This is a genomic window from Undibacterium sp. TC4M20W (assembly GCF_049340245.1).
GTDB lineage: Bacteria > Pseudomonadota > Gammaproteobacteria > Burkholderiales > Burkholderiaceae_D > Undibacterium.
The window spans coordinates 29,322-50,504 of record NZ_JBMPPI010000019.1; the positions used below are offsets into that span (position 1 = coordinate 29,322).

The 21,183-nt window shown below is 50.0% G+C and carries 17 protein-coding genes; 13 read left to right on the forward strand and 4 right to left on the reverse strand.

Annotated elements, in window-relative coordinates; translation table 11 throughout:
- Nucleotides 1–11: 11 nt before the first annotated feature.
- From ACO0LL_RS20275 to ACO0LL_RS20305, 7 genes are all read left to right on the forward strand, one after another.
- Entirely contained in the window at nt 12–494 is a 483-nt protein-coding gene (locus ACO0LL_RS20275) for a dihydrofolate reductase (protein ID WP_422952632.1), read from the forward strand.
- A 7-nt stretch (nt 495–501) separates the two neighbouring features.
- Nucleotides 502–1,071, forward strand: a complete 570-nt coding sequence (locus ACO0LL_RS20280; RefSeq protein ID WP_422952703.1) for a DUF4337 domain-containing protein — start codon at nt 502–504, stop codon at nt 1,069–1,071.
- A 20-nt stretch (nt 1,072–1,091) separates the two neighbouring features.
- Nucleotides 1,092–1,880 carry a MipA/OmpV family protein gene (locus tag ACO0LL_RS20285; protein WP_422952633.1) on the forward strand — a complete coding sequence of 263 codons (789 nt, stop codon included), beginning with the start codon at nt 1,092–1,094 and terminating at the stop codon, nt 1,878–1,880.
- A 327-nt stretch (nt 1,881–2,207) separates the two neighbouring features.
- Nucleotides 2,208–4,478 (forward strand): Orn/Lys/Arg decarboxylase N-terminal domain-containing protein, encoded by a 2,271-nt coding sequence (locus ACO0LL_RS20290; protein ID WP_422952634.1) that lies wholly within the window; start codon nt 2,208–2,210, stop codon nt 4,476–4,478.
- Nucleotides 4,479–4,659: 181 nt separating this feature from the next.
- Nucleotides 4,660–5,565 (forward strand): flagellar brake protein, encoded by a 906-nt coding sequence (locus ACO0LL_RS20295; RefSeq protein ID WP_422952635.1) that lies wholly within the window; start codon nt 4,660–4,662, stop codon nt 5,563–5,565.
- Nucleotides 5,566–5,783: 218 nt separating this feature from the next.
- A complete protein-coding gene (locus ACO0LL_RS20300) occupies nt 5,784–8,273 on the forward strand; it encodes a DUF1800 family protein (RefSeq protein ID WP_422952636.1) in 2,490 nt (829 codons plus the stop codon).
- 12 nt (nt 8,274–8,285) lie between these two features.
- Nucleotides 8,286–9,737 carry a DUF1501 domain-containing protein gene (locus ACO0LL_RS20305; RefSeq protein ID WP_422952637.1) on the forward strand — a complete coding sequence of 484 codons (1,452 nt, stop codon included), beginning with the start codon at nt 8,286–8,288 and terminating at the stop codon, nt 9,735–9,737.
- Between the two features lie 73 nt (nt 9,738–9,810).
- Here ACO0LL_RS20305 and ACO0LL_RS20310 read toward each other — a convergent pair whose 3' ends face one another.
- Together ACO0LL_RS20310 and dcd are read right to left on the reverse strand one after the other, a co-directional pair.
- A complete protein-coding gene (locus ACO0LL_RS20310) occupies nt 9,811–10,731 on the reverse strand; it encodes a glutaminase (protein WP_422952638.1) in 921 nt (306 codons plus the stop codon).
- A 36-nt stretch (nt 10,732–10,767) separates the two neighbouring features.
- On the reverse strand, nt 10,768–11,334 hold the full coding sequence (gene dcd / locus ACO0LL_RS20315) for a dCTP deaminase (protein WP_422952639.1): 567 nt from the start codon (nt 11,332–11,334) through the stop codon (nt 10,768–10,770).
- A gap of 312 nt (nt 11,335–11,646) precedes the next feature.
- Here dcd and ACO0LL_RS20320 point away from each other — a divergent pair, with 312 nt between their 5' ends.
- The 6 genes from ACO0LL_RS20320 (at nt 11,647) to ACO0LL_RS20345 (ending at nt 19,849) form a co-directional block, all read left to right on the forward strand.
- Nucleotides 11,647–13,986, forward strand: coding sequence for a YgiQ family radical SAM protein (locus tag ACO0LL_RS20320; RefSeq protein ID WP_422952640.1), 2,340 nt, complete (start codon nt 11,647–11,649; stop codon nt 13,984–13,986).
- Nucleotides 13,987–14,151: 165 nt separating this feature from the next.
- Nucleotides 14,152–14,442, forward strand: a complete 291-nt coding sequence (locus tag ACO0LL_RS20325) for a hypothetical protein (protein ID WP_422952641.1) — start codon at nt 14,152–14,154, stop codon at nt 14,440–14,442.
- Nucleotides 14,443–14,644: 202 nt separating this feature from the next.
- Nucleotides 14,645–15,749, forward strand: a protein-coding gene (prfB, locus tag ACO0LL_RS20330) for a peptide chain release factor 2 (RefSeq protein WP_422952642.1) whose coding sequence is annotated in 2 segments (ribosomal slippage) — nt 14,645–14,725 and nt 14,727–15,749 — 1,104 coding nt in all. Because the reading frame shifts where the segments join, the coding sequence is not laid out codon by codon here.
- Nucleotides 15,750–15,840: 91 nt separating this feature from the next.
- The gene (gene lysS / locus ACO0LL_RS20335; protein WP_422952643.1) at nt 15,841–17,376 is read left to right on the forward strand and encodes a lysine--tRNA ligase; all 1,536 of its coding nucleotides are present in this window, start codon (nt 15,841–15,843) and stop codon (nt 17,374–17,376) included.
- Nucleotides 17,377–17,479: 103 nt separating this feature from the next.
- The gene (locus ACO0LL_RS20340; protein WP_422952644.1) at nt 17,480–19,267 is read left to right on the forward strand and encodes an ABC transporter ATP-binding protein; all 1,788 of its coding nucleotides are present in this window, start codon (nt 17,480–17,482) and stop codon (nt 19,265–19,267) included.
- A gap of 108 nt (nt 19,268–19,375) precedes the next feature.
- Nucleotides 19,376–19,849: a cupin domain-containing protein gene (locus ACO0LL_RS20345; RefSeq protein ID WP_422952645.1), complete on the forward strand. Its 474-nt coding sequence runs from the start codon at nt 19,376–19,378 to the stop codon at nt 19,847–19,849.
- A gap of 20 nt (nt 19,850–19,869) precedes the next feature.
- Here ACO0LL_RS20345 and ACO0LL_RS20350 read toward each other — a convergent pair whose 3' ends face one another.
- Together ACO0LL_RS20350 and ACO0LL_RS20355 are read right to left on the reverse strand one after the other, a co-directional pair.
- On the reverse strand, nt 19,870–20,865 hold the full coding sequence (locus ACO0LL_RS20350; protein WP_422952646.1) for an NAD(P)/FAD-dependent oxidoreductase: 996 nt from the start codon (nt 20,863–20,865) through the stop codon (nt 19,870–19,872).
- 74 nt (nt 20,866–20,939) lie between these two features.
- On the reverse strand, nt 20,940–21,143 hold the full coding sequence (locus tag ACO0LL_RS20355; RefSeq protein WP_422952647.1) for a hypothetical protein: 204 nt from the start codon (nt 21,141–21,143) through the stop codon (nt 20,940–20,942).
- Nucleotides 21,144–21,183: the final 40 nt, after the last annotated feature.

The window sequence follows — 21,183 nt, forward strand, 5'->3', positions numbered from 1 at the left end:
GATTCATGAGCATGTCATCTTTAAGTATTATTGTTGCAACCGACTCCAGACTGGGCATAGGCATAGATAATAAGCTGCCCTGGCATTTGCCTGAGGATCTTGCCCACTTTAAGCGGACCACCACTGGTCACGCCATTATCATGGGCAGGAAAACCTTTGAATCCATAGGTCGGGCGTTGCCAAACAGGCGCAATATTGTAGTCACGCGTAATCATGACTGGCAGCATGCGGGCGTAGAAACTGCGGCATCACTTGATGCCGCCCACGCTTTGCTGAATGATGATCTGGCCTACATTATTGGCGGTGCCGAGATTTATCAGCAAAGCCTGGATCTGGCCAATGAACTGATCGTGACTGAGATACAACAGGAATTTGCATGTGATGCTTTTTTCCCTGCCATCGATCCACTACTATGGAAAAAGACAGGAAGAGAAAAACATTACTCCGAAGCAAGTAATTTACATTTTGCATTTGTCACTTATAAAAAGATTTAGGATTACTATGTCAGGACACGGTTTTCACGTACACGGACCACATGACCATGAATTGGAACATGCGGCTCACAGCAATGACGATTTCGCTAGCAAAATTGCAGTAATGACTGCCATTATGGCAACTGTAGGTGCTTTGTTTGGTTATGAAGGTGGTGCGACACAAAATGATGCAGCCATGCACAAGAATGATTCAGCCATTAAAAAGACAGAAGCATCGAACCAATGGAATTTTTATCAGTCAAAATCGAGCAAGCAAAACCTGGCGGAATTGGCAATGGTTATTCCTGGCGCTGATACTGCAAAATACAAGGCAGAAGTAGAGCGTTACAAGCTAGAAAAAGAAGAAATCAAGAAAAAAGCAGAAGCATTGGAAGAAGAAAGCAAAGCTTGGGAAAAAAAATCTGAGGAAGCGCTGCATCAACATCATCGCTGGGCGCAGGCCATGACTGCAGTGCAAATTGCCATTTCGCTGGCAGCAATTACCTTGCTGACGAAGAAAAAATGGCTGCAATATGCTTCCTATGGTGTAGCTGGCGTTGGTGTTGTATTGGCGGGGCTCGCCTGGCTGCACAAATAAAATAGAATGAGAAAAAAATAATGAAAAAAATACTGGGTATCACATTATTGGCGATAGCGTGCTCAGCAGGAGCACAGACCTCGCAATTTGTGCAACTGGTTCCCACTAGCTACCTGCCCAAGGATGTGAATTTCTCTCTGGGTGCTGTTGCGCTAAGTATGCCCAAATATACAGGCTCCGATGAGCGCCGTCTGGCTGCTTATCCCATGTTTGATGCACAATGGAAAAACGGTGCTTTCTTCAGTGCTGTGAATGGCCTGGGCTATAATTTCTCCAAGGATGCAAGCCTGCAATATGGTTTGCGCATGTCTCTGGAAGCTGCCCGTGATGAATCGCGCTCCGGCAAGCTGCATGGCCTGGGCGACGTCAACACTGCCATTGAACCAGGTGCATTCCTGAATTTCAATCTGGATCAAAATTTCTCTCTGGCCTCGTCCGTACGCTATGGTTCTGGCCTGGATCACAATGGGGTACAAGTCAGCTTTGGCGCGCGCGCCACTACTTTATTGAGTCCACAACATAGATTGTCTGCCAGCATAGGGGCAAACTGGGTTAATTCTGCCTATATGCAGTCTTACTATGGCGTGACTGCTGCGCAATCTGTAGCTAGTGGTTATGCGCAGTACACCCCATCGTCAGGCATTTCAGATATCAAACTGGGTGCCAGTTGGCATTGGAATATTGATAGCAACTGGTCATTGACAACCGGTGCATCCATCAGCCACCTGAATGGTGATGCCGGCAGAAGCCCGTTTGTCTTCCAAAAAAATCCCGTCACAATCTTTTCTGCCGCAAGTTATCGCTTCTGACAATTATCTTAGCAATTCTTGCCAGGACAAAAGAGTGCTTATATGAGCACTCTTTTTTACTTTTTCGCTTGACTGAGTAGCAGGTCGAACTGAGGATTTATTGAATAAAATTCATCCTGAAACGTATTTCACGATGCAAGATACGGCACAACAACTGCTTTGATGACAATCAGATGAAATTTTGCATTTTCCAACCAAAAACAGCGATTTTTTCACATCAGCCCCCACATATCTGAGAGAATTCGCTTCTTTGAATTTTCGGCGCGCAAGCGGTTGATTTAACTTGCCCAGGCGTCTCCCTTGTAACAAGCTTTTTTGGAGACCTCCATGAAATTCCGCTTCCCCATCGTCATCATCGACGAAGACTTCCGTTCTGAAAACACCTCTGGTCTTGGCATACGCGCGCTTGCTGACGCAATAGAAACCGAAGGCATGGAAGTACTGGGTGTGACCAGCTATGGTGACTTATCCCAGTTTGCCCAGCAACAATCGCGTGCGTCGGCCTTCATCCTGTCGATTGACGATGAAGAGTTCGGTGACGGCACCGATGAAGAAACAGATTACGCGTTGAAGTCCCTGCGTGCCTTCGTAGAAGAAATTCGCTACAAGAATGCGGACATCCCAATTTACCTGTACGGTGAAACCCGCACTTCCCGCCATATCCCGAATGATATCCTGCGCGAATTGCATGGCTTCATTCACATGTTTGAAGACACGCCTGAATTCGTGGCGCGCCATATCATCCGTGAAGCACGCTCTTACCTGGATGGTCTGGCACCGCCGTTTTTCCGCGCGCTGGTGCATTATGCCAATGATGGTTCCTACTCCTGGCATTGCCCGGGTCACTCAGGCGGCGTGGCCTTCCTGAAGTCACCGATAGGTCAGATGTTCCACCAATTCTTTGGTGAAAACATGTTGCGTGCCGACGTGTGTAATGCCGTAGAAGAGCTGGGGCAATTGCTTGATCATACCGGTCCGGTCGCCGCGTCCGAACGCAATGCCGCACGCATTTTCAATGCAGATCATTGCTACTTCGTGACCAATGGCACCTCGACATCCAACAAAATGGTCTGGCATTCCACGGTTGCACCTGGCGATATCGTCGTGGTGGACCGCAACTGCCATAAATCCATCCTGCATTCCATTATCATGTGTGGTGCGATACCGGTTTTCCTGATGCCAACAAGGAATCACCTTGGCATTATCGGCCCTATTCCGCTGGAAGAATTCAGCATGGAAAGCATACAGAAGAAGATAGAAGCCAATCCTTTTGCGCGCGAAGCCAAAAACAAAAAGCCACGCATTCTGACTATCACGCAATCGACTTACGATGGCGTGCTGTACAACGTCGAAGTATTGAAAGACTTGCTGGATGGCGAGATCGACACCCTGCACTTTGACGAAGCCTGGTTACCACATGCAACTTTCCATGACTTTTATAAAGACATGCACGCCATCGGCAAAGACAGGCCACGTGCCAAGAAATCGATGATTTTCTCGACTCAGTCCACGCATAAACTGCTTGCCGGTATTTCACAGGCATCACAAATTCTGGTACGTGAATCTGAAACACGCAAACTGGACCGTGACAGCTTCAATGAAGCTTACCTGATGCATACTTCGACATCGCCACAGTATTCGATTATCGCCTCTTGTGATATCGCAGCCGCCATGATGGAAGCACCTGGTGGCACGGCACTGGTAGAAGAATCCATCCTCGAGGCACTGGACTTCCGCCGCGCCATGCGCAAGGTAGATCAGGAATGGGGCAAAGACTGGTGGTTCCAGGTCTGGGGGCCGGAAGAATTCGCGGCAGATGGCATAGGTTCGCGCGAAGACTGGATGATACGCGCTGAAGATGACTGGCATGGCTTTGGCAAACTGGCACCAGGCTTCAATATGCTGGACCCGATCAAAGCGACTATAGTCACACCTGGCCTGTCACTGGAAGGCAAATTTGGTGAAACAGGCATTCCTGCCTCTATCGTTACCAAATACCTGGCTGAGCATGGTGTTATTGTTGAGAAGTGCGGTCTGTACTCATTCTTCATCATGTTCACTATCGGCATCACCAAAGGCCGCTGGAATACTTTGCTGACTGCTTTGCAACAGTTCAAGGACGATTACGACAAAAACCAGCCCATGTGGCGCATCTTGCCTGAGTTTGCTGCGGCAAACCCTCGCTATGAAGGCGTGGGCCTGAAAGACCTGTGCCAGGGCATACATGAAGCTTACAAAGGTCATGATGTTGCACGTCTGACGACAGAGATGTATTTGTCTGACATGCAACCAGCGATGAAACCATCTGATGCCTTTGCCATGATGGCGCACCGTGAAACTGAGCGGGTATCGATAGATGAACTCGAAGGCCGCGTTACGGCAATTCTGTTGACGCCTTATCCTCCAGGTATTCCATTGCTGATTCCTGGCGAACGCTTCAATCAGACTATTGTTGATTACTTGCGTTTCGTGCGAGATTTCAATGAAAAATTCCCTGGTTTTGAAACTGATTGCCATGGCCTGGTCAAAGCAGAGATCGATGGTAAACGTGGCTATTTTGTAGATTGCGTCAAATCCACAGCAGAAAGCGGTAAATAAGGCATCATCAAAAAACCTTAGTCTTTCGGCCTTACAGAGCACTTATTGCCATTCCCTGGCAATAAGTGCTTTTTATTATACAAAGGCACAACAAGACGCTTAATTTGCTCCAATTTTCGATATACAATCAGATTGATAATCAAGACTATGGATACAGTAAATGGGTGGTGCAACAGGACTAATGCCGATCAAGCATACGGAAATCAGCGTAGGTCAGACTGCGCCATGGCCTATCTATGACGAGCAAGGCCATCTGTTGATGGCGTCTGGTGTCAAAATTGAAAGTCAGCATCAACTGGAAGGCCTGCTTGAACATGGGTACTGCAATCCAGATGCCATGTGGGACACTATCCCCTCAAAACTCACGCCCATTTCCAAACCAGTTTCATCTCAATCTTCAGCACCTGGTTCCAGTCCTGCTCCGCAAGACGCGCACAAAGATACGCTGATGGAGTTGGACAGCGTACGCTGGAACGTGGGCGAAACCCTGTATCTGCAAGTCCACGACCATACCGCTGTACGCTACACAGTGAAGTTGATCGGCTTTGTCAAAAATATGTCCATCATGGTGACAGCGCCGGCCATTGATGGCAAAGCCGTCATTATTCGTGACGGACAAACCTTTATAGTCCGGGCGTTCCCAGGTAAAAAAGCCTATGCGTTCACCGCATCGGCCATCAAATCCGTATATTCGCCCCACCCTTACCTGCATATCTCTTATCCCAAGCAAGTCCGTTGCACCACCATACGCCAGGGTTCGCGTGCCAATGTCAAAATCATTGCGTCCGTCACGATCGGCGATCCCGAGCAAACTGCAGCAGCTACGCTGGGCGACCTGAGTATGGGCGGTGCTTCCGGCGTGATGAAAAAAGTGGTCGGCAAAAAGGGAGATGTAGGTACCATTAAATTCAAAGTCAGTGCGGCGGGTAACGATGAATACCTGAGTCTGAATGTAATATTGCGTTCGCAGGCACCTACTGAAAACGGTCTGGAATACAGGCACGGATTTGAATTCGTCGATGTTTCTGCCCAATCCAAACTCATCCTGTCAGCGTTTGTTCATCAAACACTGGCCGAGATGGACTAAGGGATTATTATTAATTTCATTAACTTGCATTTGAATATAGACGCAAAATCTACAGTTAAGAAATTAATACCATAACAATTACATTTGCTTACCTTTGGTGGGCGTTTATGTGTTGCTTCACTGATTTGTTACACTTTTTGGCGCTGTGATTTTAGGGCATGGATTAAAATTGGCTTTCCCAAATGGAATTGTCTGGGGATGAACTTTCAGGAGTGACCATGCCGCTATTCAGGCTTAACACCGTCAAGCATTGTTTGCTTGTTTTATCCGTTTTTGCATTGAGCTCGTGTGGTGGCGATCAAAAAGCCAGCACATCTTCTGGCGAGGTTAAGCCGGCTCCTCCTACAGTACTGGAGCGCCTGTTTGCGCCCGCACCAGTGGTCACCAGTACTACCATCAGTTTTGGTGGTAACCGTTCAAATTATGCGATTACCCAGACCAGCACTGGTTATTCAGTCAAAGACAATATTGGCACAGATGGCACGACCGATGTCAATTCCAGCATTCAGCAACTGATATTTAAAGATGTCTCAATCAATCTGCAGATTGCCAGCCTGGCTTCCAGCATTGCCGCAACTGACCTGAATAGCATCATTGAGTTGTATATCTCCTATTTCAACCGCATTCCTGATGCGAATGGCCTGGCCTATTGGGTCACCCAATTCAAGAATGGCATGTCGATAGAAAAAATTGGTGATTCATTTTACATTGCAGCCATACAAGATGCGGCACTGACTGGTTATGCACCAGACGCCAACAATGTCGATTTCGTCACCAACGTTTACCGCAATGTATTGAGTCGCTCGCCACCAGACAAGGCCGGGCTGGATTACTGGACAAGCAGCCTTGCCAATGGCACTGTGACGCGCGGTATAGTCGTGCGCTCCATGCTGATTGCTGCCCATGGTTATGCCGGTGACGCAGTTAATGGCTGGGTCAGCACCCTGCTCGACAACAAAATCAGTGTTGCCAAAAACTTTGCCATTCAGCAGGGTTTCACCTATATAAGCAAAGCAGATTCCATCACCAAGGGCATGGCGCTGGCATCTACAATCACGCCTACAGATTCCAGTATTGCCAATGGCATGATACAAGCTCTGGTGGGCTTTCAGTCAACCAATACTGCCAATGCGCCTACTCCAGCCCAGGCTTCACGCTTCCTGGCGCAGGCCAGTTTTGGTGCGAACAATTCTGACATCAATAACCTGACTAACAGCAGCTATAGTGCCTGGATAGACAAACAACTGGCCATGCCACAGAAATTGCACCGCAGTTATATGGATGCGCAAGCTGCTGGCTTCATCAATGGCTTGAGTGATCTAAGTCAGAATAACTTCTTTGAATCATTCTGGCAGCAGGCAATCAAAGGCGACGACCAATTGAGACAGCGGGTCACCTTTGCCCTCTCACAAATATTCGTGGTGTCCTTCCAGGACAGTAATGTGTCCAACTACCCGCGTGGTGTTGCTGGCTATTACGATACGCTTGGGGCCAATGCCTTTGGCAACTTCCGCAATTTACTGGAATCTGTCAGCCTGCATCCTATGATGGGCAATTACCTGACTTCCTTGCGCAATCAAAAAGAATCTGGCACCCAGGTTCCCGACGAGAATTATGCGCGTGAAGTCATGCAGCTCTTCACCATAGGTCTGTATCAGTTAAATCAGGACGGTACTTATGTCATGAACGGTGGCAAACCAGTCGAGACCTATTCCAGCACAGATATACAGGGTCTTGCCAAGGTATTCACCGGATGGAGCTGGGCAGGCCCGGACAAGAGTGATAACCGTTTCTTTGGCGGTAATGCAGACGCCAACCGTGACTGGTTGCCTATGCAAAGCTACCCCAAATACCATTCAGTTTCGGCCAAGACCTTCCTGGGTGTGACGATTCCAGCGCAATCACCAGCCAATCCCGAAGCGAGTTTGAAAACTGCGCTGGACACGCTGTTCAATCATCCAAATGTTGGTCCTTTCATCGGCAAACAGTTGATACAGCGTCTGGTCACCAGCAACCCTAGCCCGCAATATATTTCCAGGGTTGCGGCAGCTTTCAACAACAATGGCTCGGGTACCAGAGGTGATATGCGTGCCGTCATCAAAGCAATTTTGCTGGACAATGAGGCGCGCAATGACACCACCCTGGCCTTTGCCAACACTGGCAAACTTAGAGAGCCGGTATTACGTCTGGCGAACTGGATGCGCGCATTCAATGTGAGTTCCACTTCTGGCCGATTCTTGATGACCAGCATGGATGACCCGCTCAGTGGATTATCAGAAACGCCAATGCGTTCACCAACGGTATTCAATTTCTACCGTCCGGGTTATGTACCACCAAATTCAGGCATCGCCAGCGCAGGCCTGGTATCGCCAGAAATGCAAATCACGGGTGAAACCTCGGTCGTTGGCTATCTGAACTTCATGCGCGATGTAATTCCTAACGGCACCGGTTCATCGCGTGACGTCAAGGCGGATTACAGCAGCCTCATCAATTTGGCGGCAACGCCGGACCAATTGCTGGATCAATTGAACCTGACGCTGATGTCGAATCAGATGAGCAGCAACTTGCGCAGCCAGATTTTGACAGCTGTTAATTCGGTAACGATACCGACCAACAATACAGCCAATGCGGATGCAGCGAAGAAGAATCGCGTCTATTTGTCAATTTTCCTGACTATGGCCTCTCCTGAATATCTGGTCCAAAAATGAACGGGATCCATCATGACTAAATTAAACGCTTCGCGCCGCGAGTTTTTGCGCTTCTCCACTGCACTTGGTGTTGCCGGTGCTGCAGGCAGCGCCAGTCTACCCTTTGCCATCAATCTGGCAACCATGGGTTCCGCTGCGGCACAAACCTCTTCCGGTGGTTACAAGGCACTCGTATGCCTGTTCCTGTATGGTGCCAATGATCATGCCAATACGGTATTGGCAACAGACAGCACGTCATGGACGCAATACACGACCGTACGCACCACCAACGAAGCGGGATCAATAGCCCTGCCCGCAGTAGGCAGCAATGGCGGCGTCTTGCCCATCAGCCCGACCACATCACAGGCTGGTCGCAGCTTCGCATTACATCCACAGTTGGGGCCATTGAAAAGCCTGTTTGACAATGGCCGTGCCGCAATACTCAGCAATGTCGGCCCATTGATTGTGCCCACCACTCTGGCACAGTACAAGGCTGGCAGCGTACCTCTGCCGCCGAAATTATTTTCCCACAATGACCAGCAATCCCTGTGGCAAGCCTATGCACCAGAAGGTGCAGCTTATGGCTGGGGCGGGCGCATGGGTGACATGCTGGCCTCTTCCAATGCCTATCCCGTATTTACGGCCATCTCAACGTCAGGCAATGCAGTGTTCCTGGCTGGCCGTAACATCAATCAATATCAGGTCAGTGCATCTGGCGCTGTGCCCATCAATGGCTTGACTGGCAGCCTGTTTGGTTCCAGTACCGCTGGCAACCCGCTGAAAAATATCATCTCATCGGACTCTGCCAATTTGTTCCAGAAAGAACATGCGGCAGTCACCAATCGCTCCATCAATGCACAAAGCCTGCTGAGCCCTGCAATGGCACCTGCAGGCGCTACTGGCGTACCCAACCCGACGCAATATACCAACCCGAACAATGGCAATCTGGCCAACAATGGACTGGCTTCCCAATTGCAAACGATCGCCAGGATCATCGCCGGACGCAGCGCCCTGGGCGCGCAACGACAAGTGTTCTTTGTCAGCCTGGGCGGGTTCGATACACATGATTTCCAGCGTACGGCGCATGCAGACCTGATGGCCAGACTGGCTCATGCCATCAGTTATTTTGATGGCGTCCTGGGTAATTTGCAGGGCACTGACATGCGCAAACAGGTGACCCTGTTCACGGCATCAGATTTTGGCAGAACCTTTACCAGCAATGGTGATGGCACCGATCATGGCTGGGGCTCACACCACTTCATCGTTGGTGGCGCGGTCAAAGGTAACAATATTTATGGTGACTTCCCGGTAACAGGTCTCAAGCATAGCCTGGATGTAGGCTCAGGCAGCTTGCTGCCACAAATCTCGGTTGATCAGTATGGCGCCACACTGGCAAACTGGTTTGGACTGAGCACGAGCCAGATCAATGATATTTTCCCGAATATCACTAATTTTTCTAACCGTAATCTGGGTTTCCTGACTTAAGCAATATAGGCCGCTGCGCGCTTGAGGGCGTGTAGTGGCAACTCATTAGCAGCTCAGTAGCAACCACTAGAAATCAGAATATGGACCTGGCCGTCAGCGTAGTAAATCGCTCCAGCGCATAGGTGCCCGCCAGCGAATTACCGGTAGCATCCAGCCCCGGCGACCAGACGGCCACAGCCAGTTCACCTGGTACCAGTGCCAGAATACCTCCACCAACACCGCTCTTGGCTGGCAAACCAACACGATAAGCAAAATCACCTGCCGCATCATAAGTGCCACAAGTCAGCATCAATGCATTGAGGCGTTTGGATGAACTGGCATCAAGGATTTGCTGCCCACTCCAGGGCACAGTACCATGATTAGCAAGGAAGCCGCCTGCCTTGGCCAATTCAGCACAAGTCATGGTCAGCGAGCATTGGCGGCAATAGCTATCAATAACAGTTTTGACGGGATTATGCAGATTGCCAAAATCTTTCATCAAATGGGCAATTGCATAATTACGGTGTGCAGTCTGGCGCTCAGACTGGGCGACGGCCATATCAAAATCGATGGTGGGTTCGCCAGAAATGGTACGTGCAAACTGCTGGACCGCGATATCAGACTGCACAAAGCGGGCCGACAGAATATCGGCAATGACCAGCGCGCCCGCATTAATGAAGGGGTTACGTGGCTTGCCACGTTCGTATTCCAGCTGCACCAGGGAATTGAAAGGATTACCGGAAGGCTCGCGCCCTACCCGTTCCCAGATCGCATCGCCCTCACGAGAAAATGCCAGCGCCAGCGCAAACAGCTTGGTGACACTTTGCAATGAGAATTTTTGCTGGCTATCACCAATACTATAGGTGCTGCCATCCAGGCAATACACAGCCATACCAAAATGCTGGGCCGACACTTTGGACAACTCAGGGATATAGGAAGCGACTTTCCCCTGAGACAATAAAGGCTGAACTTCAGCAAAAATAGTCTGAAGTATGGCTGCGTAATCCGGCTGCATGAATTTCTTGTATCAGTATTGTATTCAGTCTTGAATTCAGGTTTTCGGTAAAGTTACGCCAACTTGTCCCTGATATTTACCGCCGCGGTCTTTGTAGGATGTTTCGCAAATTTCATCACTCTCAAAGAACAAGACCTGAGCACAACCTTCACCTGCATAAATCTTGGCTGGCAATGGTGTGGTATTTGAGAATTCCAGCGTCACATAACCTTCCCATTCAGGCTCGAACGGCGTGACATTGACGATGATGCCGCAACGCGCATAAGTGGATTTACCGAGACAGATAGTCAGTACGCTGCGCGGAATACGGAAATATTCCATCGTGCGCGCCAACGCGAATGAGTTTGGAGGAATGATGCAAACATCACCCTTGAAATCAACAAAGGATTTTTCATCGAAATTTTTTGGATCAACAATGGTGCTGTTGATATTCGTGAAAATCTTGAATTCGTCGGCGCAACGTATATCGTAACCGTAGGAGGAAGTGCCATAGCTGACGATGCGGTTACCATCACGTTCACGCACCTGGCCCGGCTCAAACGGCTCTATCATGCCGGTTTGCTCTGCCATGCGGCGTATCCACTTGTCTGATTTGATACTCATATACTTCTCCTGCCAAATTGATATTGGCGCGATTTTACGCGAAAACAGCTATATCTAATATGGAATTAGCTCTCAAAAAGATAAACAAATTCGAAAAAATTTACATCAATCACGCTACGTCAGATAGCGGCAGAGCAGCTTTAAAGCAAACATGGCAATGCTACAAAATCGCCTGATGCGTCTCAAAGCCCAGGATCACAAGAATAAATTATTAACAAATACATCATCGCACTTGCATGCAAGCTTTTGATTTTTCAGAAGAATTTCCTTATTGCCGCGCGAAACCAACAGCTTTCCGGTACAATTCCGTCAATGAACGCTCAGCCTAAAAATCTTTTCTCTTTTCCCCGTTTTCGCCCGGAAGTTGGCGGGAAAAATACTGCACCTTTCCTCCCCATGTCACGCGCCGAAATGGATGTGCTGGGCTGGGATAGTTGCGACGTTATCCTCGTCACTGGCGATGCCTATATCGACCACCCCAGCTTTGGCATGGCCCTGATAGGCCGTCTGCTCGAGCATCATGGTTTCCGCGTCGGTATCATCAGCCAGCCGGACTGGCAATCTGCCGATGCTTTCCGTGCACTGGGCAAACCAAATCTGTATTTTGGTGTCACTGCCGGCAATATGGATTCCATGGTGAACCGCTACACTGCCGACCGCAAGATACGCTCTGAAGATGCTTATACGCCAGATGGTGACCGCACCAAGCGCCCGGACCGTGCCCTGGTGGTTTATGCCCAACGCGCGCGCGAAGCTTATCCAGATGCCAATGTCGTCGCTGGTAGTATAGAAGCCAGTTTGCGCCGCATAGCCCATTATGATTACTGGTCTGACAAGGTAAGACGCTCAGTTCTGCCAGATTCCAAAGCCGACATCCTGCTGTTTGGCAATGCCGAACGCGCCCTCATTGATCTGACGCATAGACTGGCACAGGGCGAAGCCATCAAGGATATCCGCGATTTGCGTGGTACTGCCTTCATGACACCCAAAGGTTGGCTGCCAGATGAAGAATGGACGGAAATCAACTCGGTCAAAATTGACACGCCAGGCAAGATAGAAGCGCATACCGACCCGTATGCCATGGTGCCTGAGAAAGAAGCAAAATGCGCCACGGGCGATGCACCTGCCACTGCTGCCGTTTCTACGCAAGCCAAGCCTGAAGTCAAAGCAGAAACCAAGGCTGACGTTGTGCAACTGCAAGCCATACGCATCATGAGTCGTGAAGAGCGCCAGCTCATGCTGCGCAACAAGCAACACAAATCGGTCATACGCCTGCCATCCTTTGATGAAGTCAAGGAAGATGCTGTCCTGTATGCCCATGCCTCACGCGTATTCCACCTGGAAGCAAATCCAGGCAATGCCAAGGCACTGGTGCAGGGCCACGGCGACCGTGATGTCTGGCTGAACCCGCCACCGCTGCCACTGGCCATGGATGAGATGGATGGCGTGTATGACCGCGCCTATGCACGTGCGCCCCACCCTGCTTATGGCAAGTCACGCATACCAGCCTGGGAGATGATACGTTTCTCGGTGAATATCATGCGTGGCTGCTTTGGTGGCTGTACTTTTTGCTCGATTACCGAGCATGAAGGCCGCATCATACAAAGCCGCTCCGAGCCATCGATTTTGCGCGAGATAGAAGAAATCCGCGACAAGGTCAAAGGCTTTACTGGCACGATTTCTGATCTGGGCGGCCCAACAGCCAACATGTACCGTCTGGCCTGCAAGGACAAAAAGATAGAAGAATCCTGCCGCCGCCTGTCCTGCGTCTATCCAAGCATCTGTTCAAACCTGGGCACTGACCACAGCAAGTTGATCTCAATTTACCGCAAGGCACGCGCCCTGCCAGGCATCAAAAAGATATTAGTCAGTTCCGGGTTGCGCTATGACCTGGCGGTGCGATCACCTGAATATGTAAAAGAACTGGTGACCCATCACGTTGGCGGCCTACTGAAGATCGCGCCTGAACATACTGAAGCTGACACTTTGTCCAAGATGATGAAGCCCGGCATAGGCAGCTATGATGAGTTCAAGGCTATGTTCCAGAAGTATTCAAAAGAAGCGGGCAAGGAACAGTATCTTATCCCTTACTTTATCGCGGCTCACCCAGGTTCTACCGATGAAGACATGGTGAACCTGGCTGTCTGGCTCAAGAAAAATGATTTCAAGCTGGACCAGGTGCAAACCTTCATGCCTACCCCTATGGCGCTGGCAACCACCATGTACCATACCCGCAAGAATCCGCTGAAGAAAGTGACGGCAGATTCTGAAGTTGTAGAGACAGCTCGCTCTGGCAAGGTACGCAAACTGCACAAGGCATTGTTGCGCTATCACGCACCGGAAAACTGGGAAATCATCCACGAAGCGCTGGTACGTATGGGCAGGCGTGACTTGATAGGCAGCGGCCCCAAGCACTTGATCCCGCTACGCCAGCCGCGCATACCTATCACCATCGATGAAAGTGGTGTCGCCAATGGCAAACGCGTAGCAGCACCAAAAATTGATACTTTTGGCATAAAGTCTTATTCTCGATCTGCAGGAAATGCAAAAACAACACCAGGCAAACCTGCTGCCACCAGTTCTGCACGGCCTGCGCTGGCGCACAAGGCAGCAAAGCCTAAGGCTGCGACCAGCAAGACAGGCAGGCGCTAGCAAATTAACAAGCAACAATCCTCTGCAATAAATGAAAGCTGTGTTGACCCGTACCGGGCTACACAGCTTTTTTTCAAGCTTGCTCTTTTCATGCTCTGCCACTGATGTAGAATCAAATTATCACTTGCCACCAAATCCAGGTCATCAACACCACAGGGAGGAAGTATGAAACACATGAAAACAGTATTAATACTTGAGCATACTGAAGAGGTTTTCGACAAGCTCACCTGTGATGTCTGTGGTACAGAATCCAAATGGGATGAAAACTGGGCGGCCAAAGAGCATGAAAAATCCATCACCACCCTGCAACTGGAAGAGGAAGAATCTTTCCCCCATGGCGGCCAATCTACCCAGACGCAATACCATATCTGCCCATCCTGCTTCAAAACTCACCTGGCAAAGTGGATGGAAAGCCACAGAGAATCAAAGCCCACCGTCACCAACTCCGTTTGGTAACAATCCTGGCAACAATAAGCGCACTGTACTCGCAGAGCGCTAACTACCTCTTTTTGGCAAGTGACCAATAAACCCTGGCAAATCTGTCGGGGCTTAGACGGAATTTAATATCATTTAAGCATATCCACGTGAGCAAATTACATCAAGCGCCCTGCAGCAAGGTATAATGCAAGGTTTGATTGCATTAGAAAAGTATAAAATCATGGAAGCTGAACGCCTTAATAGCCTGTCCGCCCTGCTCGCCGACCTGACAGTCCGCGAAGCCGAACTCCGGAGGTATCTTTGACTTCGATATCAAGTCAGAGAAACTGGAACAAGTCAACGCCGAACTGGAAGACCCTGCCGTCTGGAATGATCCCAAACGCGCCCAGGAATTAGGCAAAGAAAAAAAATCCCTGGAAAACGTCGTCAACACGCTTGTCACAGCGGATAGCGGCCTGCGCGACGCCAATGACCTGTTCGCCATGGCGCGCGAAGAAAATGACGACGATACCCTGGAAGCAATAGAAGTTGATGCCCAGAGCCTGCGTGAGTTGGTTGAAGGCATGGAATTCCGTCGCATGTTCAATAACCCCATGGACCCGAACAACTGCTTTATCGATATCCAGGCTGGTGCCGGCGGTACTGAAGCACAGGATTGGGCATCCATGCTGTTGCGTCAATACCTGCGCTATTGCGAACGCAAGGGTTTCAAAGTCGAAATCATGGAACAGTCTGACGGCGACATCGCCGGCATCAAGACTGCCACCTTGAAAGTCGAAGGCGAATATGCCTACGGCTACCTGCGCACAGAAACCGGTGTACACCGCCTGGTGCGCAAGTCACCATTTGACTCCAACAATGGCCGCCACACCTCTTTCTCCAGCCTGTTTGTCTACCCTGAAGTAGATGACTCGTTTGAGATCGACATCAACCCGGCGGATGTGCGTACCGATACTTACCGCGCCTCCGGTGCTGGTGGTCAGCATATTAATAAAACCGACTCTGCTGTTCGTTTGACGCATGGCCCTTCTGGCATCGTCGTCCAATGTCAAAATGACCGCAGCCAGCACAGGAACCGCGCCGAAGCGTGGGAAATGTTGAAGGCCAAACTGTTTGAACTTGAATTGCGCAAGCGCATGAGTGAAAAGCAAAACCTGGAAGATTCCAAGACCGACGTAGGTTGGGGTCACCAGATTCGCTCTTATGTACTGGATCAATCCCGCATTAAGGATTTACGCACGAATTTTGAATCAGGCAACACCAAAGCAATTCTGGATGGTGACCTGGATGAATTCATCGCGGCATCCTTAAAGCAAGGCGTGTAATTAATTTTGTACAGTGCGCAGGCGACCGCCTGCGCAGCCTTAAAGAATCAAAACCCGCAGGCCAGATGCCTGCCCTCCCTTAGGGAAAATTATGTCCGATATCAATAACACGACAGCAGGTGAATTGCCTGTTGATGAAAATTCCATCATCGCCGAACGTCGCGCCAAACTCGATGCTATCCGCTCCAAAGGCGTAGCGTTTCCCAATGATTTCCGCCCACAACACAAAGCAGCGGAACTGGCAGAGAAATATGGCGCAATGAGTCGCGAAGAACTGGAAGCACTGAATGTTGAAGTCAGTGTCGCTGGCCGTATGATGCTGAAACGTGAAGCTGGCAAAAAAGCAGCCTTCGCGACACTGCAAGATGCATCCGGCATCAAGGCTGATGGCCGCATACAGTTGTATGTCACCACGGACAAAACCGGTGAAGCCGAAATGGAAGCCTTCCGTCACTATGACCTGGGCGACATCCTGGGCATAGAAGGTGTGCTGTTCAAAACCAAAACTGATGAATTGACAGTCAAGGTCACGACCTTGCGCATGCTGACAAAGTCCCTGCGCCCCTTGCCTGACAAATTCCACGGCCTGGCCAATCAGGAAACCAAGTACCGCCAGCGTTATGTCGATCTCATCATGAGCGAAGACACGCGCCGCACTTTCAAGGCGCGTACAGCCGCCATGAACTCTATACGCACATTCATGAACAGCAATGATTTCATGGAAGTGGAAACACCGATGTTGCATGTGATACCTGGCGGCGCAGCAGCCAAACCTTTCATCACGCATCACAATGCGCTGGACATGCAGATGTATCTGCGTATCGCACCTGAGCTGTATCTGAAGCGTTTGGTCGTCGGTGGTTTTGACCGCGTGTTTGAAGTCAACCGCAACTTCCGCAATGAAGGTGTATCACCACGTCATAATCCAGAATTCACGATGATGGAGTTTTATGCCGCTTACGTGGATTACAAATGGATCATGAACTTCACTGAGCAAGTCATACGCAAGGCTGCCGAAGATGCACACGGCACGGCGGTATTGACTTATCAGGGTCGCGAACTGGATCTGAGCAAGCCTTTTGAGCGACTGACCATCGTTGGTGCCATTCACAAATACGCGCCAGAATATACCGATGAACAACTGCACGATGCCGCATTCATCAAGACAGAATTGCTGAAGTTTGGCGTCAAGCCTTTTGTCACAGCAGGCCTGGGGGCATTGCAATTGGCCCTGTTTGAAGAAACCGCCGAAGCACAATTGTGGAACCCGACTTTCATCATCGATTACCCTGTCGAGGTCTCGCCACTGGCACGCGCATCTGACACTGCTGCAGGCATTACCGAGCGTTTCGAGCTGTTCATGACAGGTCGTGAAATCGCCAATGGCTTCTCTGAATTGAATGACGCAGAAGACCAGGCAGCGCGCTTCCAGGCGCAGGTTGCCAACAAGGATGCAGGCGATGAAGAAGCCATGTACTACGATGCTGACTATATCCGCGCTCTGGAATATGGCCTGCCACCGACTGGCGGTTGTGGCATAGGCATAGACCGTTTGATGATGTTGATTACTGACTCACCTAATATCCGTGACGTGATTTTGTTCCCGCATTTGCGCCGGGAAGATTAATAATTGACATAGTCAAGCATAAATAAGGAAGGGACTGTAGAATTTGCAGTCCCTTTTGTTTTTGTCATCTTCTGCAATTTTCTGCCATTAAGTAAATCCAGCCATGCCACCAGTCCACCCACTTAAAAAACTCCTGAATTATGCCAAGGCATATAAAACAGATCTTCGCCTCGCGACCATTTATTCGATATTGAACAAATTCTTTGATGTCTTACCTGAGGTCTTGATTGGTGTCGCAGTCGATATCGTCATCAATGGTGACAAGAGTTTTTTGGCAAAACGGGTACTGGGTGGTTTTGGCATTACCGATACCTGGCATCAACTGATGTTCCTTGGCGCAGTCAATGCCCTGATCTGGGGTGGTGAATCCTGGTTTGAATATCTGCTGTCCATCAAGTGGCGCAAACTGGCGCAAAACCTTCAACATGATCTGCGGCTTGATACCTATGACCATGTGCAAAAACTGGAGATGGCTTATTTTGAAAACCAGCGCACTGGCAATCTGATGTCCATCTTAAATGAAGATATCAACCAGATGGAACGTTTCCTGAATGGCGGGGCAAACCAGATCATCCAGGTTATCTGCTCTTCCATCATGGTCAGCGCGGTGTTTTTCACATTACAACCATCTCTCGCTGTTATCTCCTTGTTGCCCGTTCCGTTAATATTGATAGGCGCATTCTGGTTTCAAAAACGCCTGGCACCGCGTTATTCTGAAGTGCGCGAAGCTGCTGGAGACGTCAGCGCTCGACTGAACAATAATTTGCTGGGTCTGGCCACCATCAAAGCCTTTGCGACCGAGACTTTTGAAAAGAATCATATAGCCGAAGCCAGCAACACTTATCGCGAAGCCAACAGCAATGCAATTGCTATCAGCGCCGCTATCACACCTGTCATCCGCATGGCGATTTTGGCGGGCTTTACCGCCACTCTGGTATACGGTGGCTGGCTGACCTTGCAGGGCGACCTGGCTGTCGGCGCTTATTCTGTACTGGTGTATCTGACGCAACGCCTGCTGTGGCCCATGACAGGCCTGGCTGAGGTTGCAGACATGTACCAGCGCTCAATGTCAGCCATAGACCGCGCCATGGGTTTGCTGGATACCAAAATCAATATCCCGTATGAAGGCAAGCATGTTGCACCGACACAGATCAAGGGTGAGCTGCAGTTCGATCAAGTTGATTTTGCATATGGTGATCAAAAAACCTTGCAGCAAATCAGCCTGCATATACCAGCCGGCAAGACTGTCGCTTTTGTTGGCTCTACTGGCTCAGGTAAATCGACCCTGGTGAAACTGCTTTTGCGCTTCTACTCTGCACAAGCAGGAAAAATCACGCTGGATGGCACAGAAATCAATGACATCAACCTGCAAGACCTGCGTCGCTGCATAGGCTATGTTGCGCAAGACAGTTTCCTGACCGATGGCACGATAGCCGACAATATTGCCTATGGCATGCAGGATGCTGACGACGCAGCTATCCGGGACGCTGCACAGGCAGCAGAAGCCATGGAATTCATTTCAAAACTGCCGCTGGGTTTTGCTACCCGTATTGGTGAGCGCGGGCAGAAACTCTCTGGCGGCCAGCGCCAGCGCCTGGCATTGGCCAGGGCAATTTTGAAAAATCCACCTATACTGATACTGGATGAAGCCACCAGTGCTGTCGATAATGAAACCGAAGCAGCAATCCAGCGCAGCCTGCATGTTGTCAGCCGCAACCGTACCACCATCGTCATCGCCCATCGCCTGTCCACAGTACGTCAGGCAGATTGCATACACTTATTGGAAGCTGGCAAGATCATAGAAAGTGGCACGCATGACGAATTGCTGGCACTGGATGCAGGTTATGCGGCCCTGTGGCGCTTACAGACCGGTGAACGCACTCATGTATAATTTGAGGCCAGACTAAATGACAAAGGTTAAACAGGTTCTGGTTTAACTTTGTTTTTCATACTGAATGGCAATTCGGTGCTACTCTTACAACATGGGAGAGTACAAAGCATGAAAAAATCACTGACGATAGGCGTAGCTGCCGTTTTGCTGACCTTGATGGGCGTTACCTCCTATCAGGCCATTGCCTATGTCACGCAGGCGCAGCCGGCAAGTGCTACGGCTGTTAATTTGCCCGTCAAACCCTTTGAGGTTGATCCATCCTGGGTCAAGGAAGGCAAACCGAATTTCCGTGCCGCTGAATTTTTCAAATCCCATGATGGCGACACCAGTTCAGGCATTTTTGAATGCGATGGCCCCTCTACTTTTGAATGGCATTACCAGCTTGATGAAAGTATTTATGTGCTGGAAGGTGGCGTAGATATTGAATATGAGGGGAAAAAGTTTTCCCTGAAGCCGGGTGATACCGTGCTCTTCCGTGCAGGCACGAAAGCACTGTGGCACGTACCTAAAGGCATACGCAAGAGCTGGACCCTGCATGATGCTGGCAAACCCGCACGCGGGCTTGCCAAGTTACTCAAATAAGCACAGCAACAAGCAGACAATCAGTCAGGAATTGCCTTTGCCAGTGCCAGCGCACTGAGAAAGGCATTTTCCACTTTGCCTGCCCCTTCAAGACCAGCAGCAAACCAGTCTCCGCAAACGCCTATACCCTGCTTGCCATTCCACAAAAAGTCAGAAGCCACTGGTTTTACTGCCTCGGCATAACGCCAGCGGTGTACGACAGCATGGATGGGTTGTATCCATGAGCCAGTTGCCTCATGAAAGGCCTTGGTCAGTTTTTCTTTGACACGCTCATCGTCATCTTCCAGATGCTCAATACTCCAGGCCTGAGTAGCATGACAAACCCAGCGCTCACCCGCCCTGTGCAAAGGCTTGGCATCATCATGCGCTATCCAGCCAAGGCGGGAATTGTTGATCCAGGCACCGTCATATGGCAGATCCAGTGAAGTCTGGAAGCCAAGCATCAGCGTCCAGCATGGTGCCAGATGGGATTGCTTGGCCTGTTTGGCCAGTGCTGGTACCACACTCAACAAGGGTTCAGCCTGGTCAGCGGGAATAGCCAATATCACTGCGTCAAACGGCCCTGCGGTCGCTGCAATTGGTACCGTGGCTGAACGGATGGACAGCAGCCATTGCTTGCCATGCGCCTCCAAGGCGCTTACCTGCTGCTCTGCACGCACATCCAGACCATGCGCCAGTTGCTTGCCCAGCGAACTCATGCCAGGCACAGCGATATAACGCGTACCACTGCGCCCTGCCGGCTTGCTACTGCCAGCTTCCAGCGTTGCCAGCTTGGCCGTCCACGGAACGACCCAGCCAAATTTTTTCCAGTCTGCAATTTCTTTTTTAAAACGGTCCGAGCCCGCGGTGAAATATTGTGCGCCATGATCAAAACCACCCAGCTCCGTATGTCTGGTACTCATGCGGCCACTGACACCCATGCTTTTTTCATACACAGTGACGTGATGACCTTGCGTCTGTAATTGTCGCGCAACTGTCAACCCTGCTAATCCGGCACCAACAACGGCGATATGCATATTATTTTCCTTATCTAGCGTCCAAACAGACAATAAAAAACGCCCGCTATACAAGCTTGCGGGCGTCAATTGGTTTAATGCATATTGATATCTACTTTAGGAACAGCGTTCTCGCGACCATGCAGGCTGGCGCGACGTGCTGTGCAGTCAGGAACACTGCCCCTGACCAGGCGCAACATCCTGGCAACGCTGCGGTCAGGCGCGTGTGGCATGACTCTCGTAGAAGGTATAGGTATCCCAGAGAAACCTGAACTTGCTGCGCCGCTGCTAAGTCTCATGCTAAGTTTCATTCGCGATCCTGAAATAGATATCGACACA